Source organism: Enterococcus sp. MMGLQ5-1, assembly GCF_013155265.1.
Lineage (GTDB): Bacteria > Bacillota > Bacilli > Lactobacillales > Streptococcaceae > MMGLQ5-1.
In genome coordinates, this window is sequence record NZ_JABJXU010000008.1 from 70,945 (window position 1) to 86,371 (window position 15,427).

At 35.6% G+C, this 15,427-nt stretch carries 15 protein-coding genes; 14 read left to right on the forward strand and 1 reads right to left on the reverse strand.

Translation table 11 applies throughout. From position 1 onward, the window contains the following. Nucleotides 1-90 precede the first annotated feature (90 nt). The 11 genes from HOY35_RS09195 to HOY35_RS09245 all read left to right on the forward strand — a co-directional run bounded on the left by HOY35_RS09195 (nucleotide 91) and on the right by HOY35_RS09245 (nucleotide 11,373). The gene (locus tag HOY35_RS09195; RefSeq protein ID WP_172212711.1) at nucleotides 91-567 is read left to right on the forward strand and encodes a ferrous iron transport protein A; all 477 of its coding nucleotides are present in this window, start codon (nucleotides 91-93) and stop codon (nucleotides 565-567) included. A gap of 72 nt (nucleotides 568-639) precedes the next feature. Then, complete coding sequence (feoB, locus tag HOY35_RS09200; protein ID WP_172212710.1) at nucleotides 640-2,790, forward strand: ferrous iron transport protein B; 2,151 nt, start codon at nucleotides 640-642, stop codon at nucleotides 2,788-2,790. A gap of 101 nt (nucleotides 2,791-2,891) precedes the next feature. Next, nucleotides 2,892-3,047 (forward strand): FeoB-associated Cys-rich membrane protein, encoded by a 156-nt coding sequence (locus HOY35_RS09205; protein WP_172212709.1) that lies wholly within the window; start codon nucleotides 2,892-2,894, stop codon nucleotides 3,045-3,047. Nucleotides 3,048-3,070: 23 nt separating this feature from the next. Next, entirely contained in the window at nucleotides 3,071-3,592 is a 522-nt protein-coding gene (locus HOY35_RS09210; protein WP_172212708.1) for a thioredoxin domain-containing protein, read from the forward strand. A 316-nt stretch (nucleotides 3,593-3,908) separates the two neighbouring features. Continuing rightward, nucleotides 3,909-4,325, forward strand: a complete 417-nt coding sequence (locus HOY35_RS09215; RefSeq protein ID WP_172212706.1) for a DUF948 domain-containing protein — start codon at nucleotides 3,909-3,911, stop codon at nucleotides 4,323-4,325. A 40-nt stretch (nucleotides 4,326-4,365) separates the two neighbouring features. Then, complete coding sequence (locus HOY35_RS09220; RefSeq protein ID WP_172212704.1) at nucleotides 4,366-4,749, forward strand: hypothetical protein; 384 nt, start codon at nucleotides 4,366-4,368, stop codon at nucleotides 4,747-4,749. A gap of 351 nt (nucleotides 4,750-5,100) precedes the next feature. Continuing rightward, nucleotides 5,101-5,688: an MptD family putative ECF transporter S component gene (locus HOY35_RS09225; RefSeq protein ID WP_172212702.1), complete on the forward strand. Its 588-nt coding sequence runs from the start codon at nucleotides 5,101-5,103 to the stop codon at nucleotides 5,686-5,688. Beyond that, entirely contained in the window at nucleotides 5,685-6,404 is a 720-nt protein-coding gene (locus HOY35_RS09230; protein WP_172212700.1) for an energy-coupling factor transporter transmembrane component T, read from the forward strand. The genes HOY35_RS09225 and HOY35_RS09230 overlap by 4 nt, the downstream gene beginning before the upstream one ends. A 13-nt stretch (nucleotides 6,405-6,417) precedes the next feature. Beyond that, nucleotides 6,418-7,914, forward strand: coding sequence for an ABC transporter ATP-binding protein (locus HOY35_RS09235; RefSeq protein ID WP_172212698.1), 1,497 nt, complete (start codon nucleotides 6,418-6,420; stop codon nucleotides 7,912-7,914). Further along, on the forward strand, nucleotides 7,898-9,637 hold the full coding sequence (locus HOY35_RS09240; RefSeq protein ID WP_213173269.1) for an ABC transporter ATP-binding protein: 1,740 nt from the start codon (nucleotides 7,898-7,900) through the stop codon (nucleotides 9,635-9,637). The genes HOY35_RS09235 and HOY35_RS09240 overlap by 17 nt, the downstream gene beginning before the upstream one ends. Further along, nucleotides 9,634-11,373, forward strand: a complete 1,740-nt coding sequence (locus HOY35_RS09245; RefSeq protein ID WP_172212694.1) for an ABC transporter ATP-binding protein — start codon at nucleotides 9,634-9,636, stop codon at nucleotides 11,371-11,373. Before HOY35_RS09240 ends, HOY35_RS09245 begins: the two co-directional genes overlap by 4 nt. Before the next feature lie 668 nt (nucleotides 11,374-12,041). Here the strand turns inward: HOY35_RS09245 and HOY35_RS09250 are convergent. Next, the gene (locus HOY35_RS09250) at nucleotides 12,042-12,209 is read right to left on the reverse strand and encodes a DUF3042 family protein (protein ID WP_172212692.1); all 168 of its coding nucleotides are present in this window, start codon (nucleotides 12,207-12,209) and stop codon (nucleotides 12,042-12,044) included. 232 nt (nucleotides 12,210-12,441) lie between these two features. Between HOY35_RS09250 and HOY35_RS09255 the strand changes: the two genes are divergently transcribed. The 3 genes from HOY35_RS09255 to hflX are packed head-to-tail and all read left to right on the forward strand — an operon-like array spanning nucleotide 12,442 to nucleotide 15,333. Next, complete coding sequence (locus HOY35_RS09255; protein ID WP_172212690.1) at nucleotides 12,442-13,188, forward strand: glycerophosphodiester phosphodiesterase; 747 nt, start codon at nucleotides 12,442-12,444, stop codon at nucleotides 13,186-13,188. Further along, nucleotides 13,178-14,080 (forward strand): tRNA (adenosine(37)-N6)-dimethylallyltransferase MiaA, encoded by a 903-nt coding sequence (miaA, locus tag HOY35_RS09260; protein ID WP_172212815.1) that lies wholly within the window; start codon nucleotides 13,178-13,180, stop codon nucleotides 14,078-14,080. The genes HOY35_RS09255 and miaA overlap by 11 nt, the downstream gene beginning before the upstream one ends. Continuing rightward, nucleotides 14,071-15,333, forward strand: coding sequence for a GTPase HflX (hflX, locus tag HOY35_RS09265; protein WP_172212688.1), 1,263 nt, complete (start codon nucleotides 14,071-14,073; stop codon nucleotides 15,331-15,333). The genes miaA and hflX overlap by 10 nt, the downstream gene beginning before the upstream one ends. Nucleotides 15,334-15,427 lie beyond the last annotated feature (94 nt).

Sequence of the window (15,427 nt, forward strand, 5' to 3'; positions counted from 1 at the left end):
ATTTGTCAGAACCCTTGCAAAAGTATTCAATTGTGCTAAAATGTAGCTGTTTGAGAATGATTATCATAATCGGAAGGCTGACGTGGAACTATGAATTTATCGCAAGCAAAAATAAATCAAACTTATTTTATTAAAACATTAAAAGGTGAAAAAGAAATTGCTAAACATTTGGGAAATTTAGGTGCAAAAAAAGGTGGACGTGTTACTTTAATTTCTCATGACAAGGGTAATACAATTATTTTAATTGGAAATGCTCGGATTGCTGTTGATTCAAAGCTATTAGAAATGATTGAGATTAGTGAAGAACCATTGAAAAATCAAGATGAGATATTATTAAATCAAGTATCTGTGGGCTCGTCTGGCATTGTTGCGACAATTGAGGGTGCTGGAGCGGTTAAAAGGCGTTTAATGGATATGGGAATTACTAGAGGGACAAAACTCTTTATTCGTAAAGTAGCGCCCCTTGGAGATCCTATTGAAATTCATTTAAGAGGCTATGAATTAACGCTTCGACGTGAAGAAGCGGCTTTAATTCATGTCGTAAATATCGAAAAAAATGATGCCTGAACTTTCTTCAATAAATTTATTATTCATTTTTTTATAGTCGGAAGTAAACTTATTAAGTTATCATTGTAAACAATGAAGGGAAGTTATATTTTGGTAAAGCATATTGCATTAGCAGGTAATCCAAATTCGGGTAAGACAACACTCTTTAACTTGCTAACTGGTTCAAAGCAGCGAGTAGGTAATTGGCCAGGTGTCACTGTTGAACGAAAAACTGGTGAATATAAAAAAAATAGAGAAATACTGATTCAGGATTTACCGGGGATTTATTCTTTATCGCCTTATACGCCTGAGGAAATTGTATCAAGAGATTACCTAATTAATAATCAGCCTAATGTTGTTTTAAATATTGTCGATGCAACAAATTTGGAGCGTAATTTATATTTAACAATTCAATTGCTGGAAACTGGTTTACCTGTGGTAATTGCACTAAATATGGTTGATGTTCTTGAAAAGACAGATAAAATAATTAATACAGAGAAGCTTTCTTATGCAACAGGTGTGCCAGTTGTTTCGATGAGCGCAATTAAAAATAAAGGTGTCGATAAAGCGATGCAGATTGCTGCAAAGCATCAAAAGAATGAAGAGCTTGTAAGTTATGATGCACGCTTAGAGACAGCTTTAACTGAGATTATTGAAATTTTAGGAAATACAGTACCGACTCGTACAGCGAGATGGTATGCAATCAAATTATTTGAACGAGACCAGGCTGCCTATGATGCTTTAGATTTATCAAATCTGCAGAAAAAAGAGATAGAAGATATTATTTCAATTACGGAACATATTTTTAAAGAGGATGCAGAGAGCATTGTAATTAATGAACGGTATAATTTCATCAATGAAATTGTGCAGCTAGCAAGTAGTGACAGTAAAGAATTGCGCTTTAATTTTAGTGACAAAATTGACCGTATTGTAACAAATAGAGTGCTCGCTTTACCGATTTTTGCTTTGGTGATGTGGCTGGTTTACTTTGTCTCAATCCAGACTGTAGGTGCTATTGGTACAGACTGGGTTAATGATGTCTTATTTGGTGAATTAGTACCCGGTTTTGCGAATAGTGCTTTGACGACCTTAAAGGTTGCGCCTTGGCTCAACGATCTAGTTGTCAATGGGATTATTGCTGGCTGTGGTGCTGTCTTAGGCTTTGTGCCTCAGATTGCTGTCTTGTTTATCTGTCTTGGCATTTTGGAAGACACTGGTTACATGAGTCGAGTTGCTTTTGTGATGGATCGCCTCTTTAGACGTTTTGGACTATCTGGTAAGTCCTTTATTCCAATTTTGATTGCGACTGGCTGTGGTGTACCCGGCGTGATGGCAAGCCGAACGATCGAAAGCGAAAAGGATCGGCGAATTACAATTATGGTCACTACTTTTATACCCTGCTCAGCAAAATTACCGATTATCGCCTTGATTGCAGGCGCCTTCTTTCCGCACAGTAGCTGGGTAGCACCGAGTGCTTATTTTATCGGTATTGCTGCCATTATTTTTTCTGGTATTGCCCTCAAAAAATTCCGTTTGCTTGCTGGGGAAGTTTCGCCATTTATTATGGAATTACCAAGCTATCATATGCCAAAATGGTCAACTGTTTTACGTTATTCCTTTGATAAGAGTATGTCCTTTATTAAACGTGCAGGTACGATTATTTTTGTTATGAATGTCTTTATTTGGTTTACTTCAAGCTATAATTTTGCTTTTCAATCGGTTGATACCGATAAATCAATGCTAGCTAGCTTTGGTAAAACCTTAGCGCCAATTTTTGCACCCTTAGGCTGGGGAAGCTGGCAAGGCACTGTCGCATCAATTACGGGCTTACTTGCCAAAGAAACAGTTGTTGGAACCTTCGGTGTTTTATTTTCAAATTATACCGAGGTATCAGATAATGGGACAGAGATTTGGCAGCAAATGGCGGCTCACTTTACCCCGTTGGCAGCTTATTCATTACTTGTCTTTAATTTATTATGTGCGCCCTGCTTTGCAGCGATTGGTGCAATTCATCGCGAAATGGGCGATTTTAAATGGACATTTCTTGCAGTCGGCTATCAATGCGGCTTAGCCTATGTGGTCAGCTTTATTATTTATCAATATGGTCTAGCAATTTCGACCAATCATTTATCTCTGGCAACTATTATTGCAACAATACTTTTAGGCTTTGCAATCTATTTCGTTATTAGAAAGCCAAAACAAACAGAGAAACCTATAGTTAATCTTTCTTATTCAAAGCTATAAATTGTTTGTAATGATTTATAATAACTTATATTTGACAGCTCGACAGAAGCTGTTAGACTGAATTAGAGTGAGCGATATGTCATTAAAGATGGAGGCGAAAAATGAACTTTTCAACATTTATTATTGCAGCATTAGTGCTAGGCTTCGCAGGCTATCAAGCCTATCATCTTTTTAAGAAAAGAGGACAGGCTTGTAATGATTGTGACTGTGGTTGTGCGGCGAAAAGTCAAACACATCAGCAACGTAAATCAAATTAAGCTTACAGAAGGGAGTGATTTTTGTGGATACGACAAATATTAAATTGGATGATATAACGGATTTCGGTATTGTACTCGGCTCAGAGTCGGCACCTAAAACTATGATTGAATATATTAATTTACGTTGTCCTTATTGTAAACAGTTTTGGAATCAAAATTATTCTCTATTAGATGGCGCAATTAAAAGTGGTCAATTAAAGCTGGTGATTAAGCTTTTGGATAAGGTCAAACCAAGCTTACAGCGTGGTAATATTATGCATCATCATATAACGCTAGATGAGCCAGAGCTCGCGGTTAAGGAAATTCAGCAAATATTTGATACTCAAGATGATTGGTCGTCACTCTCACTTTCTGAAGTTGCTAGCTTTGCAAAAGAAAAACTAGGATTAAAAGAGCAAATGAATGACCGTTACGTTACAAAAATTTTTCGCGAAGCAGAATCTGCGAATATTGTCTTTGTACCAACGGCAATTATCGAGGACAATATTTTTGACGAGCACCTAGATTTAATTGAATTGGATTTACTGATTAATCAAAATAAATAAGATAATATAGATAGTAATTGCTGAAATTCTAGCTTAAATTTCAGAATTGCTATCTGTTTTTATGATATTTTTTAAAGGTTGTCGCTAATAGCAAGGTTGAATTTTAGCTAGCTAGTTTTTACTTTGCTAGTAACTCCGATTGTTAAGGTAAGTCATTTTGAATGCTCTGTGAGATTATTTTCTCTTTGTTTTGTGAAATTAAGTGATTTCTGTTAAAATTGTATTAATTGCTATTGATTCATTATATTAAATTTTGATGATTAGTTGTTTTTAAGCAACTAAAGCTAGAATAATAAATTAATCAAGGAGAAGAATTATGAATGGTGTAGAGATTGCAGCAATTATTTTTGCGATTGCTTTTGTGGTATTAGTATTCTTTATTGTTCAGGTTTTAAGAGAAGTGAGGGAAGCTGTTGCGAAGGCGAACCAAACGGTTGAGGTTTTAAGTAGTGATGCTCATGTTTTATTGCATCAGGCTGATGAGCTGATGACAAAAACGAATGTCCTATTAAATGACGTCAACGGTAAAGTCGCAACAATTGATCCATTGTTTGAAGCAATTGCGGATCTTTCAATCACTGTGACAGATCTAAATGACTCAAGTCGAAATTTCGTAACAAAAGTAAATAGTGCGAAAGGTGCGACTAAAAAAGCTGGCGTTGCGATGGCACTTGGTAGAACAGGTATGAAACTGTTTAAGAAAAAGGGTACAAATCCTAAGTCATATCAATAATCAGTAATATTTTATTTTTAAGAAAAAGTGAGGCTAAATAATGACTAAAAAAAAGAGTGGTTTATTATCGGGAATAATCGTGGGAAGTATCGTTGGAGGTGTTGGTGCTTACCTGCTTGCACCAAGAGCTGCTGAAGCAAAACGAAAAATAACAAATAAATTAAATGATTTTGCTGAAACGGATGTAGAGGATAAAGTTAGTCCTACTGTTAAATATATTAAGGACATTGGTAAAGAGCTAAAATTGAGTGCGCAGGATGTCTTGACTGACTTAAAAATAAAAAAACAAGAGCTTAAAAAAGAACAGGTTGGACTAATTGAGGCATTTGAAGAAGAGACAGTTGCTATTTCTGAGGCCTTAAATCAGACTAATAATCCTGAGATTGTAATTGATGTTGACGAATTAATTTCAGACAAAGAATAGCTCAAATAAATTATATTGATTAAGCCGATAATAGAATGGATACTTCCATTCTATTTTTTTATTTTAATTAATAAAATGGAAGTCTATTTCTTATTGACAAAAAAGCGTAAAAGCTATAGAATTACCATTATGCAAAGCGTAAACGTTACGTTTTACATAGTGGTATTTTGCGGATAAGAAAAAATTGAAGGAAGAGTAGATTAATAAATCTATTTGAATATGTTGCGTTAATTAATATTGCTTTTTCTCATCAATAATTTTCAAATCAAAAAAAGAGTTTACAAGTGTTATTAAATCGGCTATCATTGATAATGATAATCATTATCAATTAAAAAACAATAGGAGGAACAGATGTCACAAAAGAAATTAAATGTTAAGGATTTAATTAATATTGGATTGTTTACAGCACTTTATTTTATTTGCTATTTTACGGCAGGGATGACAGGCTTTATACCTATCATGATGCTTTTATTACCCTTTTTAATCGGTTTGGTTGGTGGTATCCCAATCATGTTATTTTTGACGAAGGTGCCTAAGCTTGGTGCTCTCAGTATTATGGGAATTATTGTTTTGTTTTTAATGTTTTTTATGGGGCATCCGTGGATGATTTTGGCCTTTGGGATTCCGGTTGTCGTGATTGGTGATTGGATTGCTAGTCGGGGTAATTATAAAAATTGGTATCTATTAGTAACTGGTTACACGATATTTTCACTATGGCCGCTTGGTGCGATGTACCCATTGATTTTTATGAAGGATGCGTATTTAAAATCTCTTGAAGCAGGCTATGGCACGGAATATACCAGTGCATTAGGTAGTCTCTTTAATGGTGCAGTAATCCCTTTTATTGTGATTGGCGGTATTATCGGTTCCATTCTCGGCGCTTATCTGGGTAAAGCGGTGTTAAAGAAGCATTTCAAAAGAGCGGGGATGGCACAATGATTGCCATGCAAAGTATGAAAACAGGTTTAGTCTTAGATCCACGTACGAAGATAATCACACTGATTTTTGTTGGTATTATTTCTATTTCTGGCGCTTATGATGGCTTAAAATTTTTTCCAAGATTAGCCATTAGTCTGTTACCTGTAGTCTTACTTTTTTTAAGTCGGCGCTTTAAATTAGCAAGTATTTTCACAGCGCTATTAATATTAAGTGGCTTTATGGAAGGCTATTTGAATCAAAATATTCATGGAAATTTGAATTTATTATTTACAGTATTTTCTGGACTGATCTCTAGGTTTTTACCAGCGCTAATTATGGGTTACTATTTTTTAAAAACAACAGGTGTTGAGGAATTAATTGCGGCAATGCAAAAGGCACATGTACCTAATATTTTTACAATTCCAATTGCCGTAATGTTTCGCTTTTTTCCAACTATTGCCCAAGAGTCCTCTTCAATTAAAGATGCAATGCGATTAAGAGGGATTAGTGCAGGTATTGCTTTAAAAAATCCAATTCGTTTTTTGGAGTTTCGTTTTGTCCCGTTGATGTCTTCAATTGTCAAAATTGGAGATGAATTATCGGCCGCATCGTTAACGAGAGGCTTGGATATCCATGGTAAGCGTACAAATTATTATCAAGTTAAATTAGGGCTTACTGACCTTCTCTGGCTTTTACTTGTTTTGACTTTGGTCGGTTTATATCAATTAGCTAGCTAGAAAAGGAGATAAAATGATTCAATTTAATAAGGTTAATTTTACTTATCAGGGTAATGCCTTAAAGCAAAATCTGCAATCCGTTGATTTATCAATAAATCAAGGCGAGCTTGTTTTGTTTTGTGGTCCGTCTGGTTGTGGTAAAACAACGCTTGTTCGCCTAATTAACGGTCTAGTTCCTAACTTTTATCAAGGCGAGCTTTCGGGGGAATTATTAATTAATCAAGCCTTCCATTTTGATCGAAGCTTACAGGAGACCTCCAAAATTGTTGGGACTGTTTTTCAAAATCCACGTTCTCAATTTTTTAGTACTAATACAACAAGCGAATTGGTTTTTGGTTGTGAAAATCAAGGAATAGCCCCTCTTGAAATAGAAGCTAGAGTGCAACAAGCAATACTTGATTTAAAGCTGTCACATTTAATGAACCGTGATATTTTTAAATTATCTGGCGGCGAGAAGCAAAAAATCGCCTGTGCCACTGTTTCAGTTACGGAAAATCCAATCTACGTCTTAGACGAGCCCTCATCAAATTTAGATATGCAAGCAATCAATGATTTGCGACTGCAGTTGAAATTTTGGAAGGCGCAAGGCCGAACAATCGCTGTTGCAGAGCATCGTTTGTATTATTTAAGAGATCTAGTTGATCGAGTGGTTTATCTTGAGCATGGACAAATTAAGCAAATTTATTCAGCAGAGGCATTTAAAAGCTTATCCGCAGAAGCCATGCAAAGCCTTGGTTTACGTCCGCTTTCATTAAATACTATTAGAATGGCAGACCATAGTAAGAGCCCAAGAAACGCTGTTATCGAGATTAAAATGCTTAATTTTGCCTATCCTAAGTCAAAAGAAATGGCGTTGAATATTCGAGAATTAGAGATTCCAAAAGCATCAGTGACGGCAATTATTGGGCATAATGGTGCAGGAAAAACAACCTTTGCCAGATGCTTTTGTGGCTTGGAAAAACGAAGTAGCTCTGAAATTATTGATGGAAAAAAACAGATTAAGGCTAAGCAACGTCTTAAGAAAAGCTATTTGGTAATGCAGGATGTCAATCATCAATTATTTACTGAATCTGTTTTGGATGAGGTTTTACTAAGCATGACTCATCCTGATGAAGCATATGCTGTGAAGCTGCTTGAAAGTCTGAACATTGCAGAGTTGGCTGATTTACATCCGCTTGTGTTATCTGGTGGGCAAAAGCAAAGAGTAGCAATCGCTAGTGCACTAGCAAGTGACTGTGATTACTTATTTTTTGATGAGCCGACTAGCGGTTTAGATTTAAAGCATATGCAGGAAGTTGCTGCTTGCATTAAGCAACTTTCAAATTTAGGGAAGACGATTTTTTTAATAACTCATGATTTGGAACTAATTAGCAATTGTTCAACTCATGTTTTAAAACTTGAAGAGGGTAAAAATGTTGATTTTTATTCATTAACGAAAGAAAATTTTGAAAAAACAAAAAGCTTTTTTATAGCAAAGCATGATGGAGGGATTAATGAGTCAGGAGAATAATGTTTCTTATTTGTTAAAAATTGCGGGTAAATCCAAATGGTTACTTGCGTTATCAGCATTTTTTAGTGTACTTTCAGGATTACTAGATTTTTTTCCGTTTATAATGTTATATCGTGTGATGTTATATTTATTTGGTACAACGCCGGATTTAGAGCAGGCTAAAAAATTTGGTATTTATGCAGCGATTGCCATTATTTTAAAATTTTTTATGATGATTCTGAGCTTAACCTTTTCTCACATTGGCGCTTTTAATACTTTATACAATGTCAGGTGTTTATTAAGTGCCCATATTGCCAAAGTCCATCTTGGCTTTTTTAACTCAACTGCCTCTGGGAAAATAAAAAAGACCATTATCGAGGATACCGAGCGAATGGAGCTTTTATTGGCACACCAAATTCCCGATTTAACCAAAGCCATTGCGGCTCCATTGATTGTTTTCATTTATTTATTTTCGTTAAATCATCTGCTAGCATTAAATCTCCTAGTGCCAATTGCGCTAGGCATTATTGTGATGGCTATTGGGATGAAATTAAGCGGTAACTATATGGCACTATATCATCAATTAATTGAAAAATTGAATGCAGCTATTATGCAGTACGTCAATGGCATGAATGTTATGAAAACCTTTAATGTGACTGCCAAGGGCTTTCGCCAATACTCTGACACGGTTGAGGAGTACCATACGATGTGGGTCGATTGCACTAAGTCTCAAGGTCCACCTTATGCTATTTTTTTAGTCCTAATTGATTCGGCAATTCTTTTTACCTTTCCACTTGGTGGCTACTTGTATTTGAATAATAATTTATCAGTTGTTACATTTTTGTTCTTTTTAGTTATGGGAATGATTTTTTTAAGCTCATTAAAGGCTTTAATTGGTTTTTCAATGTCCATTACTCAAATTGTAAGTGGTGTTGGTCGTGTGAAAGAGATTATGACTGTACCAGAGCAAAAATTTGGGGATTTACCAATGGATTCGACCGATTTAAACCTACGCTTTGAAGATGTATCATTTGCTTATGAGACTAAAGCGGTTTTACATGGCATTAATTTAGAGGTGAAAAAAGGCAGCTTAATCGCTTTTGTAGGTAGCTCGGGCTCAGGGAAATCAACAGCAGCACAATTAGTACCACGCTTTTGGGACGTTATAAAGGGTCAGATTGCCATTAATGGTCAGCCAATTAATGACTTTTTGGAATCAGCACTTATGGATGCAGTAAGCTTTGTATTTCAAGAAGCCTTCATGCTGCATGATACGATTAGAATGAATGTGGCGGTTGGTAAGCCAGATGCAGATGACACGGCCATTATTGCGGCCTGTCAAGCCGCTCAAATTCATGATTTTATCATGAGCTTGCCAAAAGGCTATGATACACACCTTGGAGAAGCTGGTATTAAAATGTCTGGCGGAGAAAGGCAAAGAATTTGTATTGCTAGAGCTATCTTAAAGAATTCGCCAATTATTATTTTTGATGAGGCAACAAGCTATACAGACATTGAAAACGAACGTAAGATTCAATTAGCATTAAATGAATTGCTAAGAAATAAGACAACAATTATGATTGCACATCGGCTACATACAATTGTTAATGCCGATCAAATTTGTGTTTTTGACAAGGGTAAAATCGTTGAAGCGGACACGCATCAAAATTTACTTCAGCAGAATGGCTTTTATGCAAAACTTTGGCAAACATACGTCAGCTCTAGTATTGAGGAGGTATCATGAAGGAATTAATTGGTAATATTAATATCGTCCTATTGAATCAAAAAAAGCGTCTGATTCAGCCTTTAGTTCTATCAATATTGGATGGTATTCTAACAATGTTTTATTATGCTGTAATGATCGTTGCCATTGTTCAGCTTGTGAAGGGGCAATTCACCTCACGATTTTTTATTAGCGCAAGCTTAATCCTAGTAATTGTTTTTTTCTTAAGAATTTTAATATCGGGGATTACCTATAATTCAATGCAGCTCCGTGGCTCTGAAATTATAACTAAATTAAGAATTCAATTGGCTGAGCATGTCCGTGAATTGAATTTAGGCTATTTCAATAAAAACAGTATTGGTAAACTAGCTAGTCATTTCACAACTGATATTTCCGATTTTGAGCAGCTGCTAACACATTATTTTAATGATTTCATTAAAGGACTTTTTATGATTACTTTGGGTGTCATTTCTGCAGTTATCATTGATTTCCGTTTTTCAATTTTAATCCTAGTCATGATTGCTTTAGCAATACCAGTTTTAACTAAAGGCGGTCACACTAGCTCAAATATTTCTAAACAGCATCAAGTTAAAATTAACGAGGTTGTCTCAAGGGTGGTTGAGTATATCAACGGTATTAGAACTTTTCGCTTATATAAATTGACGGGAACGAAGTTTATTCGGCTTAATCAATCGTTTAATGATTTACGAAAGTCCTCTATTAAAGTCGAGTTATCAATTGGTCCTTATGTAGTTATCTTTCAAACAATTGTTTCTATGATTTTACCACTGGCACTTGTTTGGGGTACTTATTTATTAATCGAAGGTCAGGTGACAACAGAACGCTTTATTGCTGTTCTGATGCTGAGTATCTCAATCAGCTCGCAGCTTGTTGCCGTTGGCGGTATCTATGCTGAAATGAAATTTTTTGCGAAATCAGTGAATAACATTAAAAACGTACTGGGTGAAAAGCCTTTGTCGTATGAAACGCAGCAATTCATAGGAGAAAATCATCAAATTCAATTTAATCAAGTTTCCTTTGCTTATGAGGCTGATGTACCAGTAATTAAAGATTTGAATCTGACTATTGCTGAAGGAGAAACATGTGCATTGATTGGTCCCTCTGGTTCAGGGAAATCAACTTTAATTGCTCTGGTTTCTCGTTTTTGGGACGTTACTGAAGGTCAAATTACGATTGGTAATCAAGCAATCAATCATTTAAAGCCTGATGCTATAACTGAACAAATCAGCTGTGTTTTCCAAGATGTTTATTTATTTAATGATACAATTATTAATAATATCCGTTTGGCTAAACCAGAGGCAACGATTGAGGAAGTAGAGGCTGTGTGCCGAATTGCCCGTTGTCACGATTTTATTTCTCAATTGGAAAATGGTTATGAGACAATTGTCGGAGAGGGTGGCTCAACACTTTCAGGTGGCGAAAAACAGCGTATCTCAATCGCTAGGGCGTTACTTAAAGATGCGCCAATTGTTCTATTGGATGAAACAACCTCCAGTCTTGATGTTGATAATGAAAAGGAAATCAACGAAGCGATGGATTATTTAATGCGTGATAAGACAGTTATCGTAATTGCGCATCGTCTTAATACAATTATTAATGCAGATCAGATTGTTGTTTTAGATCAAGGGCAGCTTAGAGAAAAAGGTAATCATAGAACCTTATTAGAGAATGATGACTGGTATGCTCAAATGTATCGTGAACAGGAAAAGGCACGTAATTGGACTGTAAAGGCTTAATTGGCTTAAAGAAAAGTATCGCTTTAAAGTAGCTTCATAGAATAATTATATACAGAAGGTGGAACAAAAGAGGTTTAACGACGTAGAGAAAGGTGCTAAATTGCCCCGTAAAACAAGATGCCCTCTCTCCTTGATTAAAACTGTGAAAAATAGACAAGTCGTTTGCTTATTCAGTCAGACGCTTTCTGTCTGACCGGATGACGTATCTATTTGAGTAGCATTGAGAGAGAAAGCCCGTCAAACAAGGTGCCTTCTCTCTCCGATTAAAACTGTGAAAAATAGACAAGTCGTTTGCTTATTCAGTCAGATGCTTTCTGTCTGACCGGATGACATATCTATTTGAACAGTTTTGAGAGAGAAAGCCTGTCAAAACAAGCCGTTTACGCTTTTTAGGCAATTTAGCCCGTAAAATACGAACATTAAGAAAGCGCTAAGGACTTATGTCCCAAGCGCTGTTTTTGTGTTGCGCAAGACGGCTTAGAAGGGGGTGGCTTCACATTTTAAATGCCGATTTTTTGCGAAATCGGTATTGTTTTCGAGAAGCAATTCCAAATTTGACCAATAAAGAATGAACTGAAATATTTATGATTCCAATTTATTGTGGAGTAAAAAAAACAAAGCATACTCTAAAAGTATACTTTGCCTACATTTTAAGCTATTTTCCACTGTTAGCGAGAAACACGTTTGCGAGCAGCTTTTTTACGATTTTCTTCAACGAATTTTTCCTTTTCATCAATTGGATCGACTACTGTCTTCTTAATTGCTGTTGCAACAGCGGCTACTGCACCAACCGTAACTGCGACACCTGTAAATACACCCTTAGCAAATTTACCCATATTAAAATTCCTCCTTAATTAAAGATTAATCAGACAAGTATAAGATAAACAGTTAGTAAAAATTAACTGATAGACTTGTTCTCATTAATAAAATGATGTACCTTTAAGATATTCAAAAGAAAATCATCAATTGATACATCTCTCATATAACTTAATTATGGACTTTTTCTAATATTTTTTCCACCGAAAAGGTCGAAAAATTAAAAAATCAAACCAAAGTCGGAGGCTTACTATGACAAAAGTATTTGCACATCGCGGTAATCGAGGCTATTTTCCTGAGAATACCATACCAGCATTTGAGAGTGCTGTGAAATTAGGTGCAGATGGTATTGAACTGGACGTGCATTTATCAAAGGATGATCAACTAATTGTCATGCATGATGAGAAAATCGATCGAACGACAAATGGCAAAGGCTTAATTCAAAATTATAATTTAGAAGAGCTAAAACGATTGGATGCAGGTATGTGGTATGATTCGCGCTTCAAAAAAACCGAGGTTCCGACTTTAAAAGAGGTTATTCAATTATTGAATGACTATAATTATAAAGGTATGCTCAATATCGAAGTTAAAACTGATCATATTGAATACTTTGCAATTGAACCAATTATTGCAGAACTTTTGCAAACCACTAAAATGTCGTTTCAATACATGTATTCTAGTTTTAATTTCAAAACCCTTGAAAGACTTGAAAAATTTGATGCAATGGCAAAAAAAGCCTATATCTTTAGTACGAGTGAAAGGAAAGTCAAAACAGCGTTGGCTAATCCAAGTCTTGAAGCGATTCATCCCAAAATAGATTGGGTTTTAGCAAATCTACCATTGATTAATCAGGCCTTTCCGCTAAAAATTCGACCTTGGACTATAAATGATCCTAAACAAATGAAAATTGCCTTTGCGCATCAATTAGAAGCTATCATTACTGATTATCCAAAGGAAGCATTGAAAATTAGAGAAGAAATGGATTTAAATATTGAATAATAAAGTTTTAGTTATCGTTGGACCAACTGCTGTTGGCAAAACAAGCTTAGGTATTGATATGGCTTGTAAGCTTAATGGTGAAATCATCAGTGGCGATTCGATGCAGGTTTATCGTCATTTAGATATTGGTACTGCCAAGGCAACACCTGCCGAACAGCTTCAGGCAAAGCACCATTTAATTGATATTAAATCACCTGATGAAGCTTTTTCTGCCTTTGACTTTGTGACCCTAGCAAATAAAAAAATCGCTGAAATTATTGAAATTGGTAAACTGCCGATTATCGTAGGCGGTACTGGATTATACATTCAATCTTTAATTGAGGGTTATCATCTTGGTGGCAGTGGTAACCAGCAGGAGATGAAGCAATATCAACATAATTTAGAAATTAGTACAATGTCGAACGAGACGCTTTGGCAAAAATTGTCTTTGATTGCTCCAGCAAAAGCCGAAGCGATTCCAGTAGAAAATCGTAGGCGGCTGGTTAGAAAGCTAACGCTGGCAAAATTTCAAACAAATTCCTCAAATCAGGCGTTCGCTTATGATTTTAAAGTTATTGGTTTAAATACGAATCGTGAATTATTATACCAAAGAATCAATCAAAGAGTTGATTTGATGCTGACTGCAGGCTTGGTAGAAGAAGCACAGTGGCTTAAAAATAAGTATCCAAAAAGTCAGGCTTGTCAAGCAATTGGCTATAAAGAATTCTTTCCGTATTTTGAAGGTCAGGCAAATTTAGACGATTCGATTGAACTAATAAAAAGAAATTCTAGACGGTATGCTAAAAGGCAACTGACCTGGTTTCGAAATCGTATGAACGTTCAATTTTGGGACTTAGTGCAAGCACCAGAGCTTCAAAAAAAATTAGAAAGTGAAGTTATGAAATGGCTTTAATTAGTAATCAAGAAAAGCAAGAAAGGGTTATCATAGCTGGTGTTGAAACACCGCAAAATTATCGGACCTTTAACGCATCGTTTAAAGAGCTTAGCCATTTAGCAGAGGTTGCAGGCGGCATGGTCGTTGAAGCTATTACGCAAAGCCGTGAAAAAATTGATTCTAAAACAATTTTAGGGAAAGGTAAAATAGAGGAATTACAGCAGCTGATTGAGCTAAATGATGCAACAACAGTTATTTTTAATGAACGCCTCACCCCTCGCCAGCTGATTATTCTAGAAAAAACTCTTGAAACCAAGGTTTTGGATAGAATGCAATTGATTTTAGATATATTTTCCTTACGCGCAAAAAGTCGTGAGGGTCAATTGCAAGTAGAATTAGCACAATTAAAGTATTTGATGCCTCGATTAATTGGGAGCAACAGTGGCCTGTCTCGTCAAGCAGGCGGGATTGGTAGTCGTGGCCCTGGTGAGAAGAAATTAGAAACTGATCGTCGTAATTTACAATCTCGGATGCTACAGATTAATAATGAATTAAAAATTGTTGAAAGAAAACGGGCATTAAATCGAGCAGAGCGTTTGGACAGCGCTATCTATAAAATTGGTCTGGTTGGCTATACTAATGCTGGTAAATCAACTATCTTTGAGCAATTAACCAATACGACTACTTTGGTCCAAAATCAATTATTTGCTACACTTGATCCTTTATCTAAAAAAATGAAATTTGAAAATGGCTTTGAGGCAATTCTTACAGATACTGTCGGCTTCATTCAGGATTTACCAACGGAGCTGATTGATGCTTTCAAGTCAACCTTAGAGGAAAGCAAGTATTCCGATTTACTATTACATATTGTTGATATCAGTGATCCAGATTATCAGCTGCATGAGGCAATCGTTTTGACGATTTTGAAAGAGCTGAAGATGTCTGATATACCGTTAATTACAATTTATAATAAAAAGGATTTAAATCCGTCGTTTAATGAGAGTACATTTAATTCATTGGTTATTTCGAGTAAATTGCCCTCTGATATCTCTAAAATTCAGCAGAAAATTTTAGAACTGATTGCGCAGGATTTTTCATCATTTTCAATTAAACTACCAATCTCAGAAAATTATCGAGTTTTTGAGTTGAAGAAAGAGCTGATTGTGGTGTCTGAAACCTATGATGAAGCTCACCAGCAAATTGTTTTGAATGGTTTTGTGAATCAATCTAAAGCGTGGCTGATTGCAGAATTCCAAACGTATTCAGGCTAGCTTGTGGCTAATATTTATTATTGAAAATTGAAATTTATCTTTTATGTTAGCATTTGTTTTGTTATGATATAAGTAACTTTCAAGAATTGAGGGA

Coding starts and splice junctions, on each gene's coding strand:
- hflX (WP_172212688.1), top strand. CDS start 14,071: ATGGCTTTAATTAGTAATCAAGAAAAGCAAGAAAGGGTTATCATAGCT.
- HOY35_RS09230 (WP_172212700.1), top strand. CDS start 5,685: ATGATTGCCATGCAAAGTATGAAAACAGGTTTAGTCTTAGATCCACGT.
- HOY35_RS09240 (WP_213173269.1), top strand. CDS start 7,898: ATGAGTCAGGAGAATAATGTTTCTTATTTGTTAAAAATTGCGGGTAAA.
- HOY35_RS09195 (WP_172212711.1), top strand. CDS start 91: ATGAATTTATCGCAAGCAAAAATAAATCAAACTTATTTTATTAAAACA.
- HOY35_RS09250 (WP_172212692.1), bottom strand. CDS start 12,209: ATGGGTAAATTTGCTAAGGGTGTATTTACAGGTGTCGCAGTTACGGTT.
- feoB (WP_172212710.1), top strand. CDS start 640: ATGAAGGGAAGTTATATTTTGGTAAAGCATATTGCATTAGCAGGTAAT.
- HOY35_RS09215 (WP_172212706.1), top strand. CDS start 3,909: ATGAATGGTGTAGAGATTGCAGCAATTATTTTTGCGATTGCTTTTGTG.
- HOY35_RS09245 (WP_172212694.1), top strand. CDS start 9,634: ATGAAGGAATTAATTGGTAATATTAATATCGTCCTATTGAATCAAAAA.
- HOY35_RS09255 (WP_172212690.1), top strand. CDS start 12,442: ATGACAAAAGTATTTGCACATCGCGGTAATCGAGGCTATTTTCCTGAG.
- HOY35_RS09225 (WP_172212702.1), top strand. CDS start 5,101: ATGTCACAAAAGAAATTAAATGTTAAGGATTTAATTAATATTGGATTG.
- HOY35_RS09220 (WP_172212704.1), top strand. CDS start 4,366: ATGACTAAAAAAAAGAGTGGTTTATTATCGGGAATAATCGTGGGAAGT.
- HOY35_RS09205 (WP_172212709.1), top strand. CDS start 2,892: ATGAACTTTTCAACATTTATTATTGCAGCATTAGTGCTAGGCTTCGCA.
- HOY35_RS09235 (WP_172212698.1), top strand. CDS start 6,418: ATGATTCAATTTAATAAGGTTAATTTTACTTATCAGGGTAATGCCTTA.